Here is a 17,006-nt window from a genome sequence, read left to right as displayed (position 1 = left end):
GTGAGGAACGCAGCATGACCGACACGATGATCGCGGGAGCGATGCTCTATGACGGGAGCGGCAGTGCGGGCTGGCATGCCGACGTGACGATCTGCGGCGCGCGGATCGCGGCCGTCACCCCGGCGAGCGACATTCCGCCGGCCGGCGCGATCGACGCACGCGGGCTGGCGCTCGCGCCCGGCTTCATCGACGCGCATACCCATGACGATCTCGTCGCGATCACCCGCCCGGCGATGACGCCGAAGATCACGCAGGGGGTCACGACGGTCGTGGTCGGCAATTGCGGGATCAGCGCCGGCGCCGGCGGCGCGGACGGCGACGCATTGCCCGATCCGATGGTGCTGCTCGGGGCGCCGGACGCCTTTCGCTACGATAGCTTCGCCGCTTATGCCGCCGCGGTCGACGCGGCCGCGCCCGCGACCAACGTCGCCGCGCTGGTCGGCCACACGGCGCTGCGCGCCCGGCATCTCGACCGGCTCGACCGTGACGCCAGCGTGGCCGAGCGCGAGGCGATGCGCGCCGACCTCGCCGACGCGCTCGCGGCGGGCGCGTTCGGCTTCTCGACCGGGCTCGCCTATGCCAATGCGATCCACGCCTCGACCGAGGAAGTGATGGCGGTCGCCGCGGCGTTGCAGGGGACCAGCGGCGTCTATTGCACCCACCTGCGCAGCGAGGGCGCCGGGATCGGCGCGGCGATCGATGAAGCGGTCGCAATCGCGCGTCACGCCGCCGCGCCGCTCGTGGTTTCGCACCTGAAATGCGCCGGTGCGCCGCAGCATGGCCGCAGCGGCGCGATCCTCGACCAGTTGCAACAGGCCGCAGCCACGCATCCGGTCGGCTGCGATTGTTATCCTTATACCGCCAGTTCCTCGACGCTCGATCTCGGGCAGGTCGTCCCGGAAACGCCGATCATGATCACCTGGTCCGACGCGGAACCGACACAGGCCGGCCGGATGCTCGACGCCATCGCCGCCGACTGGGGCGTCGCGCCGCGCGACGCGGCGCGGCGGTTGCAGCCGGCCGGCGCGGTCTACCATTGCATGGCGGAGGACGACGTCGATCGCATCCTTGCGCATCCGCTGACGATGGTCGGATCGGACGGTCTACCGTGCGATCCGCGCCCGCACCCGCGGCTGTGGGGCAGCTTTCCGCGCGTGATCGCGCATTATGTCCGGGAGCGTGGATTGCTGTCGCTCCCCGCGGCGATCCGGAAGATGACCGGGTTGACCGCCGACCGCCTCGGATTGGCCGATCGCGGCTACGTGCGCGCCGGGTCGGCGGCGGACCTCGTGTTGTTCGATCCCGCACGGATCGCGGACCGCGCCCGCTACGACGATCCCGAACAGCCCGCCGCGGGCGTGCTCGGGGTGTGGGTCAACGGCGTCGCGGCGCTCGACCGCAACGGCGTGACGGGCGCGCGCGGCGGGCGGATGCTGCGCCGCCCGGAAAGCCAGACTGTTTTCAACGAAGAGGATCGATGAATGAGTGACGGGATCAAGCGCTACGGCGTCGAGGGCGGCAGCGGCACCGGCGGGCAGCATCTGCCGTTCGCCCGCGCGGTACAGGCCGATGGGTGGCTGTACGTTTCCGGGCAGGTGCCGATGGTCGATGGCGAGGTGATCGACGGCGGCATCATCCCGCAGACGCATCAGGCGATCCGCAACGTGCTGAAGATCCTGGAGGAGGCGGGCTACGGCCCCGAGCATGTCGTGCGCTGCGGCGTATGGCTGGACGATGCGCGCGACTTCATGTCGTTCAACCGCATCTTCAAGGAATATTTCGGCGCGAATCCGCCGGCGCGCGCCTGCGTGGTGTCGCAGATGGTGGTCGACTGCAAGGTTGAGGTGGACTGCATCGCCTGGAAGAAGCCGTAAGTGGCACCGTCTGCCCTGCTGCTGCTCGAAGGGGCAGCGGCGGTCGCCGTCCTCATCGCGCTGATCGTCCGCGTCCGGCTCAGCCCGTTCATCGCGCTGGTGCTGGTCTCGCTCGGCCTTGCGCTCGTGACCGGGCTCCCGCCCGCCTCGATCGTCAAGGCGTTCGAGGCCGGGGTCGGCAGCGCGCTGGGCCATATCGCGCTCGTCGTCGGGCTGGGGACGATCCTCGGCAAGATGATGGTCGAGTCGGGCGGCGCGGACCGCATCGCGCGGACGGTGATCGGCTTTTTCGGTGCGCGCCGCGCCGACTGGGCGATGATGACGGTGGCGCTGATCGTCGGTCTGCCGGTGTTCTTCGAGGTCGGCTTCGTCCTGCTGGTGCCGATCGTCTTCGCGGTGGCGGGACGGCTGCGCCAGCATCCGATGCGGCTCGGCCTGCCGATGGCGGCGGGGCTCTCGGTGGTTCATGCGATGGTGCCGCCCCACCCCGCCGCGATGCTCGCGACGCAGGCGTTCGGTGCCGATGTCGGCCTCACCGTCCTGTTCGCGCTGATCGTGGGCGTGCCGACCGCCGTGATCGCCGGGCCGCTTTATGGCCGTTTCATCGTGCCGCGCCTCGCCCCCGCCGCGCCGGTGAAGACGCTGGTCGAGGATGTGCCCGACGGCGCGTTGCCGGGCTTCGGCATCACGCTCGCGACGCTGCTGCTGCCGGTGGTGCTGATGCTGCTCGGCAGCGTCGGCGCGACGATCACCGCGCCGGGATCGGGCGCGGACCAGATCATCCGCTTTGTCGGCACGCCGGTGGTGGCGCTGCTGGCGGCGGTGCTGGCGAGCTACTGGACGCTCGGGCTGGCGCGCGGGCTCTCGATGGAGACGATCCAGCGCTACACCAACGATTGCCTCGCGCCGACCGCGCTCATCACGCTGGTCGTCGGCGTCGGCGCGGGGTTCGGGCGGATGCTGACCGAAGGCGGCGTGTCCGGCGCGCTGGTCGCGCTGGCCGCGCAATGGCACGTCCCGGTGCTGCTGCTGGCATGGTTGATCGCGGCGTTGATGCGGGTCGCGACCGGATCGGCGACCGTCGCGATGGCGACGGCGGCCGGGATCGTGGCGCCGCTCGCCGCTGCCCAGCCGCTGGTCCGGCCGGAATTGCTGGTGCTTGCCACCGGCGCGGGATCGGTGGTGCTCAGCCATGTCAACGACGGCGGCTTCTGGCTGGTGAAGGAATATTTCGGGCTGAGCGTCGCGGACACGATCCGCAGCTGGACGGCGTGCGAGACCTTGATCTCGGTGGTCGCGCTGTTGCTGACCCTTTCGCTGTCGCTGGTGGTGTGAGGGTGGATCGACCCTGATCCGGGATCGCCCGAGCAGGAGGCGAGGCTCGCCCGCGCTCGTTGATCCGGCCGGAGTCTCGCGTCAGAGAAGCGGGCCGAGCAGATCGACGTCGATGCAGATCCGCTCTTCGGTGCTCGCCAGCTCGAGCGTCGACGCGGCCTGATGGGCCGCCCGGCCCTGCTCGATCGCGGTCACATCCCAGCGGGCGTCATGCGCCTTGCCCGCCCCGGTCGGATCGCCAGATCGATGGCGAGCCGGTCGGTGGGGTCGTCGCGCGGCGGATGCGCGCGTGCCTCAAGGATCGAAAGGACCTCCCGTGTGAGAAAGCGGGTCCGATCGGCGTCCGCCGCCGCGATGCGCAACGTCGAAAGCGCGAGGGCGCGCCTGCGACGGCGTCGTGGCGCAAGCGATCGATCCGCCGCGACTTTCGGGCAACACTCATGCTGCGATCGCGGCGCGACATCCAAGAAAAACTTGAGCTTTCATCATGCTGTCGCAATCAGCCGCAACGGGCTGCGGCATTGATGGCCCGAAGGGGGAATGATGATCGTGATCGCGAAGTCCATGCTGCTGCGGAATACCCACCTGACCGCCTTCGCCACCGCGACGTGCCTGTTGATGACGCCGTTCGCCGTCGAAGCGCAGGCCGTTTCGACGCAGGCCGACAACACGGCGCCCGCGTCGGACACCGCACAGGCGGACGCGCCCGCGACGACCACCGCCGACGAGACTACCGGCTCCGACATCATCGTCACCGGCTCGGCGCGGCGGCAACGTCGCTTCGACGTGTCCTATGCCGTCAATTCGCTCGGTCAGGACGACGTGAAGCGGCTCGCGCCGCTCAATTTCGCCGACCTGCTCGGCAAGCTGCCCGGCATCCAGGTCGAGGCGACCGGTGGCGAGGTGCAGAACGTCACCCGGATCCGCGGCATCCCGACCGACGACGGCTATGCCGTGTTCCAGCAGGACGGCCTGCCGCTGTTCCACGACATCAACGGCAATTTCTTTCGCGGCGACAGCCTCAACCGCTACGACCTGATGACCGAGCGGGTCGAGGTGGTGCGTGGCGGCCCGGCGCCGATCTTCGCCAGCCAGGCGGCGGCGATCGTCAACAACATCACCGTCACCGGCTCCGAAACGCCGCGCGGCAAGGTGCAGATGACGGTCGGCACCACCGATCTCTACCGGCTCGACGCAATGCAGTCCGGCCCGCTCGGTGAGCGCACCTATTATGCGATCGGCGGCTTCCTACGCCGCGACGGCGGGCAGCGCGACAATGGCTTTCCCAACGACCGCGGCGGGCAGATCCGCGCCAATATCAAGCACGACCTCGACAATGGCTCGGTGCGGCTGAGCGTCAATTATCTCAACGACCACAACACCTTCTACCTGCCGATCCCGGTCGCCGATCCGCGCAACCCTTCGGTGTCGCTCGATCCGTTCATCGACTTCTTCCATGGCACGCTCAACTCGCCGGCGTTCCGCGGCGTGACGCTCAAGTACCGCGACGCGGCGGGCGTGACGCAGAGCGAGACCCGCGATCTCGCCGATGGCCGCCATATGGAATATGGCAATGTCGGCCTTCAATATGATGCCGAGTTCAGCGGCTGGCAGCTCGCGGTGCGGGCGGGCTATACCAAGGGGCGGCTGAATTTCGACGCGCTCTATTCGACGTCGAACCCGGTCGACGCCACCACCTTCGCCAACGGCTTCCGCGCCGCGGCCAACACCGCGTTCGGCACCGCCGTCACCCCGGTCGCGCGGCTGGGCTATGCGCTGTCGGGCAGCAACGGCGCGACCGCTTACGACCCTTACGGCGCCTCGGGTCTGGTGGTGCAGGCGCAATATCGCGGCGTCGGCTCCAGCTTCTATTCGGGTCAGGGCGACGTCAGCGTCACGCGCAAGTTCGAGACCGGGTTCGGCACGCACGATCTGCGCCTCGGCGGCTATGCCTCGGCCTATGGGCTGACCAACAAGGCGGTCTATCAGGATTACCTGATGGAAGTGCGTGGCCAGCCGCGCACGCTCGATCTGGTCGCCTATGACGCGAACAACAACGTGCTCGGCTATGTCACCGACAAGGGCGTGCTGCGCTACGGCACCACGCTCAACCAGGGCGATGTCGATTCGACCGTTTATTCGCTGTACGCCAACGACACCTGGGAAGTGGTGCCCGGGCTGCGCGTCGATGGCGGCATCCGGCAGGAATGGTACCATATCGACGGGTACGGCCTGACCACCGCCACCAACGGCGTCAACCTCGGCGATCCGGCCACGCTGGCCGACAATGCGGTGCGCACGTTCGACGGCGGGCGGCAGTCGCGCAAGGACAATCCGACCGCGACCAACTGGACGCTCGGCGTCAATTACGACGTCAGCGACCATTTCGGCGGCTATGTCCGGGCCTCGCACCTCGAAGTGCCGCCGCAATCGTCGAGCTATTACAACATCAATCCGGTGCTGGTGAAGACGCAGGCCGACCAGTACGAGGCCGGGCTCAAGGCATCCTTCGGGCGCAATTACTTGTACCTGACCGGCTTCTACACGAAGTTCGATCCGTTCAATGCCTCGTTCGTCGCGTTCAATCCCGCCACCGGGCGCAACGATCAGGCGGTGCCGTTCATCGGTCAGGCGGAGGTCAAGGGCGTCGAGGTCGACGGCACGCTCGCGCCGGCGCGGTGGTTCTTCGTCTCGGGATCGTTCACCTATCAGGACCCGCAGTACAAGAATCTGCAGAACAGCTCGGGTGCCGATCCGTCGGCGGTCAATGGCAACCAGATCATCCGCGAGCCGAAGGTGTTCGGCAACGTCCGCCCGACCTTCTCGTTCGACGCCGGCGGCGATCAGGTCGAGGTCTATGGCCGCTACGAATATATCGGCCGCCGCTATGTCGATCTGCTCAACCGCACCGGGCTGCCGTCGTACAACACCTTCGGGCTGGGCGGTACGCTGACCCACAACGGCTTCCAGTTCCAGGTCGTCGGCGACAACATCTTCAACAACAAGGGGTTGACCGAGGGCAATCCCCGCACCGACCAGCTCGACGGACAGGCCTCCAGCGACGCGATCTACGGCCGGCCGATCTTCGGTCGCAGCGTGCGGTTCATCGTGAGCAAGGCGTGGTGAACGCACGCGCCGGTGCGGTCGGTGCGCTGCTGCTGCTGCTGGCGGCACCGGCACCGGCGGCACCGGCCCGCGACGTGCATCTCGCCACGCTCGCGGCACGCCTGTTCCCCCATCTGCGCGGGCTGCCGACCAGCCCCGCGCGCCAGCGCCGCCGCGACGCCTGCGCCGGCCGCGCGGCGTGTCTGGTCGAGGCAGCGGTCTGGCGCGACGACGAGCGCGAAAGCATGGCACGTCGCGCGCCGGACGATGCGGAGGCGGTCCGCCGCGAGATCGACGGGCTCAACGAGGTGCTGCGCGTCTACGGTGTCGGCAAGCTGCCGCGCTATCCGCTCGTCGACGGGTCGGACGAGCCGTTCGGCAGCCCTGCGTTCGCCGCGAAGGTTGCCGATGCAGCGATGCTGGCCGACGTGCAACGCGACGATCCGGCCGTGGCCGGCGATTACAGCCTGTCGCTGGCGCTCGCGCTGCTCGACGCCAATGACAAGGATGCCGCGGTGGCGTTCGAGCCGCTCGACGCGCGCTTCAACGCGGCGGCGCTGGCGAAGGCGCGCGGGGTCGATTGGTCGCGCTTCCGCTACGCGGCGATCGTCGCGCTCGGCGTCGGCCCCGACGACCTGGTCACGCCGCTGAGCGCGCGCGGGAAGGTCAACGTCCGGCTCGCGGCGGAACGTTTCGCGCAGGGGCTGGCCCCGTTCATCATCGTCAGCGGCAGTGCGGTCCACCCCCGCGACACCCGCCATGTCGAGGCGTTCGAGATGCAGCGCGCGCTGATCGACCGCTTCGGCGTGCCCGCGGCGGCGATCGTCGTCGAACCCTATGCGCGGCACACCACCACGAACCTCCGCAACGCGACGCGGCGCCTGCACGCGCTCGGCGCGCCGCTGTCGCAGGACGTGCTGGTCGTCAGCAACGTCGGCCACATCGACGCGATCGTGAGCCCGGCGTTCGCCGCGCGCAATCAGGCCGAACTGGGCTATCAGCCCGGTACGATCACGCGGCGGCCGTCGCCGAACGAGGCCGTCTTCCGTCCGCTCGCCGCCTCGTTGCGCTACGATCCCATCGACCCTCTGGACCCGTAACGCGCACAGCGCCGCGGTCGGGCGCGCGGGAGATGATCGATCACCGCCTGCACGCGCCACGCGCGCAGCGTGGAGGGCGGCATCACCAGATGCAGCACCAGCACCGGGGCCGCCCAGTCTGGCATCACCGCCTCCAGCGCGCCCCTCGCGCAGTCCGCCAGCAGACCGCGACCAACCGCGCGCACTTCTTCCACGACGTCACCCGCCTGTCTTTCGGCTACAGCCGCGGTGGCGCCGAGGTGAAGGAAGGCGTGCGCCGCAACTGGTGGCGGCAGGGGATACCGGGCAGCGTGCTGGCGCATACGCCCGGCATCAAGGCGTTCTCGGAAACCGATACACCGACGATCTGAAGGCGATCAAGGTGCCGACACAGATCATGCACGGCGAGGACGCTCAGGTCGTGCCGCTTCCGACCACCGGCAAGCTGTCCGCCGGCATCGTCGCGGGCGCGGTGCTGAAATCCTACACCCGCTATCCGCACGGATTGCCGACCAAACATGCCGACCGGATCAACGCCGATCTGCTCGCGTTCACTCAGGGGTGAGCGACACTGCGGGCGTGCCGATGGTCCGCCCGCGTCTCCAGGAGAGCGCGCGATGGCCGACCGCATTCTGATCTTTTACGGTTCCTATCGTTCGGACCGGCAGGGCATCCGGCTCGCCGACTATCTGGTGCGCGCCTTCGCCGTGCGCGGCGCGGCGCCCGAGCTGATCGACGCGAGGGCGATCGGACTTCCGATGCTCGACCGTATGTACAAGGAATATCCCCCAGGCGAAGCGCCGCCCGCGCTGGAGGCGCTTGCGGGCAAGATCCGCGCCGCCGATGCCTTCGTCTTCGTCGCCGGCGAATATAACTGGGGCCAGCAGCCCGGTCTCAAGAACCTCACCGACCACTTTCTGGAGGAATGGTTCTGGCGCCCCGCGGCGATCGCCAGCTATTCGGCGGGGCGGCTCGCGGGCGCGCATGCCAGCGTCGCATGGCACGGCACGTTGACCGAGATGGGGATGGTCGTGATCCCGAGCACGCTCACCGTCGGCAGCATCGGCCATACGCTCGATGCCGACGCCAACCCGACCGGCGACGGCGGGGGGTCGTTGACCCGCGCCTTTCCGCGCTTCGCTGACGACCTCGCCTGGTGGACGGCCGCCGCGCGCGCGCAACGGGCACGGGTCGCACCGCCATATTGAGCGTCGCCGCGTTCAAAGGGAGCGCGGGCGTGCCGGCGCGACCACCGGCACGCCCCATGGCCTCACATGTCCGCGGCGACCGGGCGGACGATCACCTCGTTGATGTCGACGCCCTCGGGCTGCTCCAGCGCATAGCGGACCGCGCGTGCGATCGCGTCCGGGGTCAGCGACTTCTTCCGCCAGCCGGTCAGCGCCGCGGCCACGTCGGGATCGGTGATGTCGTGCCCCAGGTCGGTGGCGACCACGCCCGGCGAGATCAACGTCGCGCGGATTTCGTCATGCTCCTGCCGCAGCCCCTCGGTGATCGCGCGCACCGCATGTTTGGTGCCGCAATAGACCGCAGCGGTGGGCATCACCATGTGCGCCGCGACCGAAGCGACGTTGACGACATGGCCGCGCTGCTGCGCCACGAACCGCGGCAGCACCGCGGCGATCCCGTTGAGGACGCCATGGATGTTGACGTCGATCATCCGCTTCCACTCGTCACGCTTGAGCGCGGCGAGCGGCGACAGCGGCATCACCCCCGCATTGTTGACCAGCACGTCGACGCGCCCGAACCGCGCGTCGGCGGCCGTGACGAACGCCTCGACATCGGCGGCGTCGGTGACGTCGAGTTCGCGCCAAGCGACGGTCTCGCCCAGTTCTTCCGCCAGTGCCTTCAGGCGCGCGCCGCGCCGCGCGCCGATGAACAGCCGCGCACCCGCGCTCGCCAGCTCGCGGGCGGTTGCCTCACCGATCCCGCTCGACGCTCCCGTGATGAGGACGACCTTGTCGATGCTTCCTGCCATGATGCTATCCTTTGATTGCCGTGACGGCAGACAGATGGTCCGGCACCCGCGTCGGGCGGTAGCGCGATCGTCCGAACGGCTTGCACGATCCTCCGGAAATCAGGCCGCGCGCTTGCTCGCGCCGCTCGGGTGAGGAAGGATGATCGACATGGACCGGATCGCCGCACTCGCCACCGTCATCGATCGGCATGTCGTGGGCACGGGCATCTGCACCACGGCGATGCCGCGGCTGTCGCTGATCCGCGCCGACGCGCCGAGCACGCCCACCCCCGCCGTCTACGAGGCGTCGCTTTGCCTGATCGCGCAAGGATCGAAGCGCGTGTCGATCGGCGAGCACAGCGTCGTCTATGATGCCGCGCATTACCTGCTCGTCTCGGTCGACCTGCCGCTGGTCGGCCATGTCCTCGACGCCAGCCCCGAACGACCCTATCTCTGCTGCAAGATCGACCTCGATCCTGCGATGCTCGCCGACCTGATGGTGAGCGAGGGCGGTGCGCTGCCCCGCACCGACCTGCCGGTGCTCGGCGTCTACCCGAGCGACCCCGACCTGATCGACGCGGCGTGCCGGCTGGTCGCGCTGCTCGACCGGCCCGCGACGATCCGCGCGCTGGCGCCGCTGATCGAACGCGAGATCCTGTACCGACTGCTCACCGGGCCGCATGGCGCGATGCTCCGCCACGTCGCGACCGCCGGCAGCCATCTCAATCAGGTCAGCCGCGCGATCGCCGCGATCCGCCGCCGCTTCGACGCGCCGATCCGCATCGACGACGTCGCCGCGGAGGCCGGCATGAGCGCCTCCTCGCTTCACGCGCACTTCAAGGCGATCACCCGCATGACGCCGCTGGAATATCAGAAACAATTGCGGCTGCAGGAAGCGAGGCGGCTGATGCTGGTGGGTGGCGCCACGGCGAGCACGGCCGGCTTTGCGGTCGGCTATGAGAGCCCGTCGCAATTCAGCCGCGAGTATCGGCGGCTGTTCGGCGCGCCGCCGCGCACCGATATCGAGCGCCTCCACGCCGCGGCCATCGCGCTCTGAGCGGCGCACGTCCTTTATCGGTCGCCGCCGTCCCCATCATCACTCGATGAAGTCGACGGCCCCAGCCGGCAAGCACCGGCATTGATCCAGGACAACGTAATATCAGCGCCGTCCGCCGGAACCACGATCGGCGCGGTGCGCTTAGGGCGATCTTCGAAGACCCTTTCGGAACATGTCTGGTTTGCCGCAAATGTTGCTGAACATCTAATCAGTGTTACAGTAAGAATTCCAAACTGTTAATCCGGATCATCCAGCGACGTCTTCAGGATCTGCTAGCCCGGTGAGAGCCGAATGGCGGCTGGGAGATACGGATGTCTGCCGTGGCACAAACTACCCCCTCTTCGACCATCGGCAATGGCGAGCTTCTGCTCTGCTTTTCCCACTTGCGGTGGGACTTCGTCTTCCAGCGACCGCAACATCTGCTGACACGCCTGGCACGCCGTTTCGCTGTCGTGGTGTGGGAGGAAGCGGAGGTCGGTGCCACCGCCGCGCCATGCCTTCGGGTACAGACCCGATCGGGCGGTATCCGGGTCGTCACGCCGCACGTGCCGGACGGGCTGGATGAGGAGGCCACCCGGCTGACGCTCGCAAGCCTGCTCGACGGCTTCCTTGCCGAGGAGCCGCCGGTGAGCGTGCGCTGGTATTATACGCCGATGATGCTGGCGTTCTCGCGCGATGTCGTCGCGGCATGCACCGTCTACGATTGCATGGACGAGCTTTCCGCCTTCCGGTTCGCGCCGCCGCACTTGCTGCAACTCGAAGACGAGCTGCTGGCGGCGGCCGATCTCGTGTTCACCGGCGGCTGGAGCCTGTACGAGGCGAAACGCGGCCGGCACGCCAGCGTCCACGCCTTTCCGTCGAGCGTCGACGTTCCCCACTTCGCCGCGGCGCGTACCGGTGATCGTGACGATCACGCCGCGCCCGTGTTCGGCTTCTTCGGCGTGATCGACGAACGGATGGATCTGGCGCTGCTCGCCACGCTTGCCGATGCACGCCCCGGCTGGACGATCGAGGTCGTCGGCCCGGTGGTGAAGATCGATCCCGCCGACCTGCCGCGCCGCGCGAACCTCCATTATCCCGGCGCACGTTCCTATGACGCGTTGCCCGCCACGATCGCGCGGTGGGACGTGGCGTTGATGCCCTTCGCGATCAACGAGGCGACGCGCTTCATCAGCCCGACCAAGACGCCGGAATATCTCGCCGCCGGTCGCCCGGTCGTCTCGACGCCGGTCACCGATGTCGTCCGCCACTATGGCGAGGTCGCCGCCGTCCGGATCGCACCTGCCGGACCGGACTTCGTCGCGGCCTGCGACGCGGCGCTGGCGCTCGCCCGCGGCCCGGATCGTGCGTGGCGCGACGCTGCCGATGCCTTGCTCGCCGCGACGTCGTGGGACGACACCGCCGCCGCGATGCTGGCGGCGATCGCGCCGTATCTGCCTGCCGCCACCTCCGAACATTACGACTGTCTGGTGGTCGGCGCCGGCTTTGCCGGGGCGGTGATGGCGGAGCGGCTGGCCGCCGGGAGCGGCCGGCGCGTCCTCGTTGTCGACCGGCGACCGCATATCGCAGGGAATGCCTATGACGTCGCGGACGCCGCCGGAATCCTGATCCACCAATACGGCCCGCACATCTTCCACACCAACTCCGCCGACGTGTTCGAGTATCTGTCGCGGTTCACCGGATGGCGCCCGTACGAGCACCGCGTCCTCGCCGACGTGCGCGGGCATCAGGTTCCCGTTCCGATCAATCGCACCACGCTCAACACGCTGTTCGATGCGGGGCTGGAGACCGAGGCCGACGCCGCCGCCTTCCTGGCGGCGCGCGCCGAGCCGGTGGAGACGATCCGCACCTCTGAAGACGTCGTCGTCTCGTCGGTCGGGCAGGAACTCTACCGCCTGTTCTTCCGCGGCTATACGCGCAAGCAATGGGGGCTCGACCCGTCGGAGCTGGACAAGGCGGTCACGGCGCGCGTCCCGACGCGAACCTGCACCGACGATCGCTATTTCACCGACACCTATCAGGCGATGCCGGACAAGGGCTATACCGCGATGTTCGCGGCGATGCTCGACCATCCGAACATCACGCTGCGGCTCGGCACCGATTTCGCGACGATCAAGGATGCGGTCACCTACGACCTGCTCGTCTTCACCGGGCCGATCGACGAATATTTCGGTCAGCGCTACGGCCCGCTGCCGTATCGATCGCTGCGCTTCGAGCATCGCACGCTGCCGGTCGCGCAGCATCAGCAGGTCGCCGTCGTCAATTATCCGGACGAGGCCGTGCCGTACACGAGAGTGACCGAGTACAAGCATCTGACCGGCCAACAATCGCCGGTGACCAGCGTCACCTACGAATACCCCTCGCCGACCGGTGATCCTTATTACCCGATCCCGCGCCCGGAGAACCAGGCGCTGTTCAAGCGCTACGAAGCGCTGACGCTCGCCGAGCCCGACGTCCTGTTCGTCGGACGGCTCGCCACCTATCGCTATTACAATATGGACCAGGTCGTCGGTCAGGCGCTGGCAAGCTGGCGGCGCTGGCAGGCGCGTCAGGACGAAGCGACAATGGCGACGGCCGCCGAATGAAGGGCGCGCGCGATGCTGATCGCCCATGAGCTTGCCGGGGTCCGCGTCCTTGTCGCGCATGAGGACGGCTTCCAGAAAGCCTATCTGTCGGCGGTGCTGGCCGCCGCCGGCGCGATCCTCGTCGATCCGTCGGCCGCCGGCGACGCTGCGCTGACCGGCCCGCCACCGCTCGATGCGGCGGTGGTGAGCCAGATCGTGCAGGCGACCGACGGCCACCGCCTGATCGACGCCGCCGCGCGCGGCGCGCTGGCGGTGTTGGTGGTCCATTCCGCCTCCGCCTTGCCGTTGCCGGCGGTTGGCCTGCTCCGCAGTCTTGCGGTGCCCTATGCCGCGTTCCAGGTGGTGGAGGCGATCCGCGACATGCTCGGGCACCGGCACGACCAACGGCTGCGCGCATGACCCGGACGCGCGCCACGCCGCTGCCGCCGCTCGAAACATGGGGCGGCGCCGAATGCACCGTCAACCGGACGCGCGACGAATACCGCGACCAGACGATCCTCAGCGGCCATCAACAGCGCATCGGCGACCTCGACCTGTTCGCGGCGCTCGGGCTGAGCGCGATCCGCCACCCGGTGTTGTGGGAACGGACGCTCCGCGCGCCCGGCGCCACCCCCGACTGGTCGTGGCCGGACGCGCGCCTCGCCCGCCTGCGGACGCTGGGCATCCGCCCGATCGTCGGCCTCGTCCACCACGGCAGCGGGCCGCCGCACACCGACCTGCTGGACGACGGGTTCGCTGAGGGGCTCGGCCAGTTCGCCGGGCGGGTCGCCGAACGCTATGACTGGGTGGAGGACTGGACCCCGGTCAACGAACCGCTGACCACCGCGCGCTTCTCGGCGCTCTACGGTCACTGGTATCCGCACCAACGCAGCGAACACGCGTTCTGGCGGGCGCTGCTCAACCAGATCGATGCGACACGCGCCGCGATGCGCGCGATCCGGCGCGTCACGCCAACGGCGCGGTTGATCCAGACCGAGGATCTCGGCCGCACCTACGCCACCGCCCCCGTCATGGCGCAGGCCGAGCATGACAATCTGCGGCGGTGGGCGAGCTGGGACCTGCTCGCCGGTCGCGTCGACCGGCATCACCCGCTCTGGGAAACGCTGGTTCGCCTCGGGCTGGGCGAGCGCGCCCGCCGCATCGCCGACGATCCCTGCCCGCCCGACATCCTCGGCCTGAACCATTATCTGACGAGCGACCGCTTCCTCGATCATCGGCTCGCGCGCTACCCCGCGCATCTGCACGGCGGAAACGGGCATCTCGCTTATGCCGACACCGAAGCGGTGCGCGTGCTGGACCCGCCCCCGGACGGTTTCGCCAATGCGTTGCGCGACGCATGGGCGCGCTATGCGATACCGATCGCGATCACCGAAGTGCATAACGGCTCGACGCGCGAGGAACAGCTACGCTGGGCGGCCGAGGCATGGGACGTGGCGGTGGCGGCGCGCGACGCCGGGATCGACGTGCGCGCCGTCACCGCCTGGTCGCTGCTGGGCAGCTATGGCTGGAACACGCTGCTGACCGAGGGCGAGACGTACGAGCCGGGCGTGTTCGACCTTTCTTCGGGCACGCCGCGGCCGACCGCGCTTGCTTCGTTGTGGCGCGCCTTGCCGCGCGCAGCGCCACGCCATCCCGTCACCGCGACGCCCGGCTGGTGGCGACGCCCCGACCGGCTGCTCTACGGCGGACGGGCAGCGGAAGCGGAAACGATGCCGGTCACGGGGCGCCCGCTGCTCATCGTCGGCGATCATGCGTCGTGCGCTCTCGTCGCGGACGTCTGCGCGCGCCGCGCGCTCCGGCATGTCATCGACGAAACCGCAGCGCCGGACCGCGCCGCGATCGCGCCATGGGCGGTATTCGAGCTTCGCGCCGACGCCAGGCGAACGACGGATGCCCCGCACTTCACCATCGCCACCGGCTCGATGCCGACAGGCGTGGCGTTCCATCTGCCCGACGTACGCTGCGTCGAGCTGGCGCTGGATCTTCTGATCGACAGTGCGGCGGGTGCATGGCGCTTCGAGGGCGGCGGCGTAATCGCCGTCGCCGCACGGCCGTCGGGCGACGCCGCGGCAGCGCGTATCGACATCGTCGGCGGATAAACGCGCGGATCTGAACGGCTTGGCATTCGCGACCTGGCCGGGCAAACCAGCCGGATGCTGCACTTGCTCTCGCTGCTGGCGCTTCAGGCCGCCACGACCGCCGGCCCTGCCGTTCCCCCGCTCGCCGCGGCGAGCCCTCCGGCCGCGCCGGCCGCGCGATGGCCGGTCCGCGAAGCGGATTTCGTCATCAAGGATTTCCGCTTCGCGTCCGGCGAAACCCTGCCCGAGTTGCGGATCCACTACAGCATGCTCGGCCAGCCGCATCGCAATGCCCGCGGCGAGATCGACAATGCCGTCATGGTGCTCCACGGCACCGGCGGGACCGGCAAGCAATTCCTTGTCCCGCAATTCGCCGACGAACTCTATGGCCCGGGACAGCCGCTCGACATCCGCCGTTACTGGATCATCCTGCCCGACGGCATCGGCCACGGCGGCTCTTCCAAACCGTCCGACGGACAGCGGATGCACTTTCCGCGCTACGACTATGCCGACATGGTCGACGCGCAATACCGGCTGCTCCACGACGGCCTCGGCATCAACCGGATGCGGCTGATCATGGGCACGTCGATGGGCTGTATGCACAGCCTGATGTGGGGAGAGACGCATCCCGATTTCGCGCGCGCGCTGATGCCGCTGGCGTGCGAGCCGGTGCCGATCGCCGGGTTGAACCGCATATGGCGGCAATTGCTGATCGACGGGATCAAGGCCGACCCGGCCTGGGCCGGCGGCGATTACCGGGAGCAGCCGCTGCAAGGCCTGCGGACCGCGCAGACCGCGCTGTTCATCGCCGGCGCCGCCCCGCTCAACCTGCAGACCCTCTATCCCGATCGCGACGCGGCGGCGGACTTCGCGCAGGAGCGTGTCGCCACGGCGCTGTCGCGGCTCGACGCCAACGACCTGATCTATCAGGTCGACGCGTCGCGGACCTACGATCCCTCGGCCAAGCTCGCGGCCATCACCGCGCCGCTGGTCTGGATCAATTCGGCCGACGACTTCATCAACCCGCGCAACCTCGACTATCCTGCGCAGGCGGTACGCCGGATGAAGAACGCCCGCTTCCGCCTGATTCCCGAGACCGCCGATACGCATGGCCACGGCACCCACACCTGGGCCGTCAACTGGAAGGCGGATCTTGCCGGGCTGCTGGCGCGGACGGCACCCGCTCGCTGACCGGCGCGGCCGGGCGGCTGGGGACGTCATGCGCGGAGACGTGGTTGAGCGTGATGACCCAGCGCCCGGCGATCTTGCGGAACAGCCGCGTGTTCACCCCCTCCGCCGCGCGCACCGGACGTTCGAGATGGTAGCGACCCACCAGCATCGCCGCGTCATCGGCGAGCAGCTCGATCTTCATGTCGTAGAAGTGCAACGTCCCCCGCGTCCGCGGCGAGCCGCCATAGTCGCGCACATAATGGTCGAGCGTTCCCTGCCAGCCGTCCTGGAATCTGCCGCTGGAAACGAACACGACATCGGGATTGCTGAACCCGGCCATGTAACCGCGGAAGTCGCCGCGGTTCCAGGCCTGCTCCATCTGCGCCACCAGGGTCAGGATCGCGGCGCGGTCCTGCGCCGGGTCGGCGGCGGCCGGAGACGCGAGGCACAGCGCCGCCGTCAGCAGCCAGAATCGATCGCGCATCATCCACCGCAGCAAGCCGATCCCGGCCGGAAGATCAAGGCGGCGCACGCCACGTCGCCCGTCCCGACTCCATAGCCCGACCGCGTCCGCGATCATTGCGACGCTGGAGCGACCGGCGCAGGCAGATCGGGATAGTTGCGGCTTGTCCTGCGCGGTGATCAGCGGCGCATGGCTGTCGGTCTTCAATTGCACATCGTTGAAATAGCTCTTGGCCTGCGCCAGCAGCTTGGGCGAGGTCATCAGGTCGAGCATGTGCACCGCCAT

15 protein-coding genes are annotated in these 17,006 nt (G+C 68.7%); 13 read left to right on the top strand and 2 right to left on the bottom strand.

Annotated elements, in window-relative coordinates; genetic code table 11:
- Positions 1–14 precede the first annotated feature (14 nt).
- The 8 genes from FHS97_RS05150 to FHS97_RS05115 all read left to right on the top strand — a co-directional run bounded on the left by FHS97_RS05150 (position 15) and on the right by FHS97_RS05115 (position 8,601).
- Positions 15–1,481: an N-acyl-D-amino-acid deacylase family protein gene (locus FHS97_RS05150; RefSeq protein ID WP_184033966.1), complete on the top strand. Its 1,467-nt coding sequence runs from the start codon at positions 15–17 to the stop codon at positions 1,479–1,481.
- Positions 1,482–1,874: a RidA family protein gene (locus FHS97_RS05145; RefSeq protein WP_184033964.1), complete on the top strand. Its 393-nt coding sequence runs from the start codon at positions 1,482–1,484 to the stop codon at positions 1,872–1,874.
- Positions 1,875–3,209: a GntT/GntP/DsdX family permease gene (locus FHS97_RS05140; protein ID WP_184033961.1), complete on the top strand. Its 1,335-nt coding sequence runs from the start codon at positions 1,875–1,877 to the stop codon at positions 3,207–3,209.
- A gap of 618 nt (positions 3,210–3,827) precedes the next feature.
- Positions 3,828–6,335, top strand: a complete 2,508-nt coding sequence (locus tag FHS97_RS05135; RefSeq protein WP_184034156.1) for a TonB-dependent receptor — start codon at positions 3,828–3,830, stop codon at positions 6,333–6,335.
- Complete coding sequence (locus FHS97_RS05130) at positions 6,329–7,414, top strand: YdcF family protein (RefSeq protein WP_343053378.1); 1,086 nt, start codon at positions 6,329–6,331, stop codon at positions 7,412–7,414. The genes FHS97_RS05135 and FHS97_RS05130 overlap by 7 nt, the downstream gene beginning before the upstream one ends.
- Before the next feature lie 32 nt (positions 7,415–7,446).
- On the top strand, positions 7,447–7,764 hold the full coding sequence (locus FHS97_RS05125; protein ID WP_184033958.1) for a hypothetical protein: 318 nt from the start codon (positions 7,447–7,449) through the stop codon (positions 7,762–7,764).
- Positions 7,765–7,775: 11 nt separating this feature from the next.
- Entirely contained in the window at positions 7,776–7,958 is a 183-nt protein-coding gene (locus tag FHS97_RS05120; RefSeq protein ID WP_184033955.1) for an alpha/beta hydrolase, read from the top strand.
- A gap of 52 nt (positions 7,959–8,010) precedes the next feature.
- Positions 8,011–8,601, top strand: coding sequence for an NADPH-dependent FMN reductase (locus FHS97_RS05115; RefSeq protein ID WP_184033952.1), 591 nt, complete (start codon positions 8,011–8,013; stop codon positions 8,599–8,601).
- A 62-nt stretch (positions 8,602–8,663) separates the two neighbouring features.
- Here the strand turns inward: FHS97_RS05115 and FHS97_RS05110 are convergent, their stop codons facing one another.
- Positions 8,664–9,389: an SDR family oxidoreductase gene (locus FHS97_RS05110; RefSeq protein WP_184033949.1), complete on the bottom strand. Its 726-nt coding sequence runs from the start codon at positions 9,387–9,389 to the stop codon at positions 8,664–8,666.
- Between the two features lie 148 nt (positions 9,390–9,537).
- On the opposite strand from FHS97_RS05110, the gene FHS97_RS05105 reads away from it, so the two are divergent.
- From FHS97_RS05105 to FHS97_RS05085, 5 genes are all read left to right on the top strand, one after another.
- Entirely contained in the window at positions 9,538–10,425 is an 888-nt protein-coding gene (locus FHS97_RS05105) for an AraC family transcriptional regulator (RefSeq protein ID WP_184033946.1), read from the top strand.
- Positions 10,426–10,880: 455 nt separating this feature from the next.
- Positions 10,881–13,010, top strand: coding sequence for a UDP-galactopyranose mutase (gene glf / locus FHS97_RS05100; RefSeq protein ID WP_343053377.1), 2,130 nt, complete (start codon positions 10,881–10,883; stop codon positions 13,008–13,010).
- A gap of 12 nt (positions 13,011–13,022) precedes the next feature.
- Positions 13,023–13,409, top strand: coding sequence for a hypothetical protein (locus tag FHS97_RS05095; RefSeq protein ID WP_184033941.1), 387 nt, complete (start codon positions 13,023–13,025; stop codon positions 13,407–13,409).
- Complete coding sequence (locus FHS97_RS05090; RefSeq protein WP_184033938.1) at positions 13,406–15,109, top strand: glycoside hydrolase family 1 protein; 1,704 nt, start codon at positions 13,406–13,408, stop codon at positions 15,107–15,109. The genes FHS97_RS05095 and FHS97_RS05090 overlap by 4 nt, the downstream gene beginning before the upstream one ends.
- Positions 15,110–15,163: 54 nt before the next feature.
- Complete coding sequence (locus tag FHS97_RS05085) at positions 15,164–16,279, top strand: alpha/beta fold hydrolase (RefSeq protein WP_184033935.1); 1,116 nt, start codon at positions 15,164–15,166, stop codon at positions 16,277–16,279.
- Here the strand turns inward: FHS97_RS05085 and FHS97_RS05080 are convergent.
- Positions 16,224–16,994: a YybH family protein gene (locus FHS97_RS05080; protein ID WP_343053376.1), complete on the bottom strand. Its 771-nt coding sequence runs from the start codon at positions 16,992–16,994 to the stop codon at positions 16,224–16,226. The two genes, FHS97_RS05085 and FHS97_RS05080, sit on opposite strands and share 56 nt — an antisense overlap.
- Between the last annotated feature and the right edge of the window lie 12 nt (positions 16,995–17,006).

This window comes from Sphingomonas endophytica (genome assembly GCF_014199415.1).
Lineage (GTDB): Bacteria > Pseudomonadota > Alphaproteobacteria > Sphingomonadales > Sphingomonadaceae > Sphingomonas > Sphingomonas endophytica.
This window is presented reverse-complemented; position numbering and strand designations above follow the sequence as displayed.

Excerpts from the sequence above, each read along its gene's own strand:
- FHS97_RS05080 (WP_343053376.1), bottom strand. The coding sequence starts at position 16,994 with ATGCTCGACCTGATGACCTCGCCCAAGCTGCTGGCGCAGGCCAAGAGC.
- FHS97_RS05105 (WP_184033946.1), top strand. The coding sequence starts at position 9,538 with ATGGACCGGATCGCCGCACTCGCCACCGTCATCGATCGGCATGTCGTG.
- FHS97_RS05125 (WP_184033958.1), top strand. The coding sequence starts at position 7,447 with ATGATCGATCACCGCCTGCACGCGCCACGCGCGCAGCGTGGAGGGCGG.
- FHS97_RS05110 (WP_184033949.1), bottom strand. The coding sequence starts at position 9,389 with ATGGCAGGAAGCATCGACAAGGTCGTCCTCATCACGGGAGCGTCGAGC.
- FHS97_RS05095 (WP_184033941.1), top strand. The coding sequence starts at position 13,023 with ATGCTGATCGCCCATGAGCTTGCCGGGGTCCGCGTCCTTGTCGCGCAT.
- FHS97_RS05135 (WP_184034156.1), top strand. The coding sequence starts at position 3,828 with ATGACGCCGTTCGCCGTCGAAGCGCAGGCCGTTTCGACGCAGGCCGAC.
- FHS97_RS05090 (WP_184033938.1), top strand. The coding sequence starts at position 13,406 with ATGACCCGGACGCGCGCCACGCCGCTGCCGCCGCTCGAAACATGGGGC.
- FHS97_RS05115 (WP_184033952.1), top strand. The coding sequence starts at position 8,011 with ATGGCCGACCGCATTCTGATCTTTTACGGTTCCTATCGTTCGGACCGG.
- FHS97_RS05085 (WP_184033935.1), top strand. The coding sequence starts at position 15,164 with ATGCTGCACTTGCTCTCGCTGCTGGCGCTTCAGGCCGCCACGACCGCC.
- FHS97_RS05145 (WP_184033964.1), top strand. The coding sequence starts at position 1,482 with ATGAGTGACGGGATCAAGCGCTACGGCGTCGAGGGCGGCAGCGGCACC.
- FHS97_RS05150 (WP_184033966.1), top strand. The coding sequence starts at position 15 with ATGACCGACACGATGATCGCGGGAGCGATGCTCTATGACGGGAGCGGC.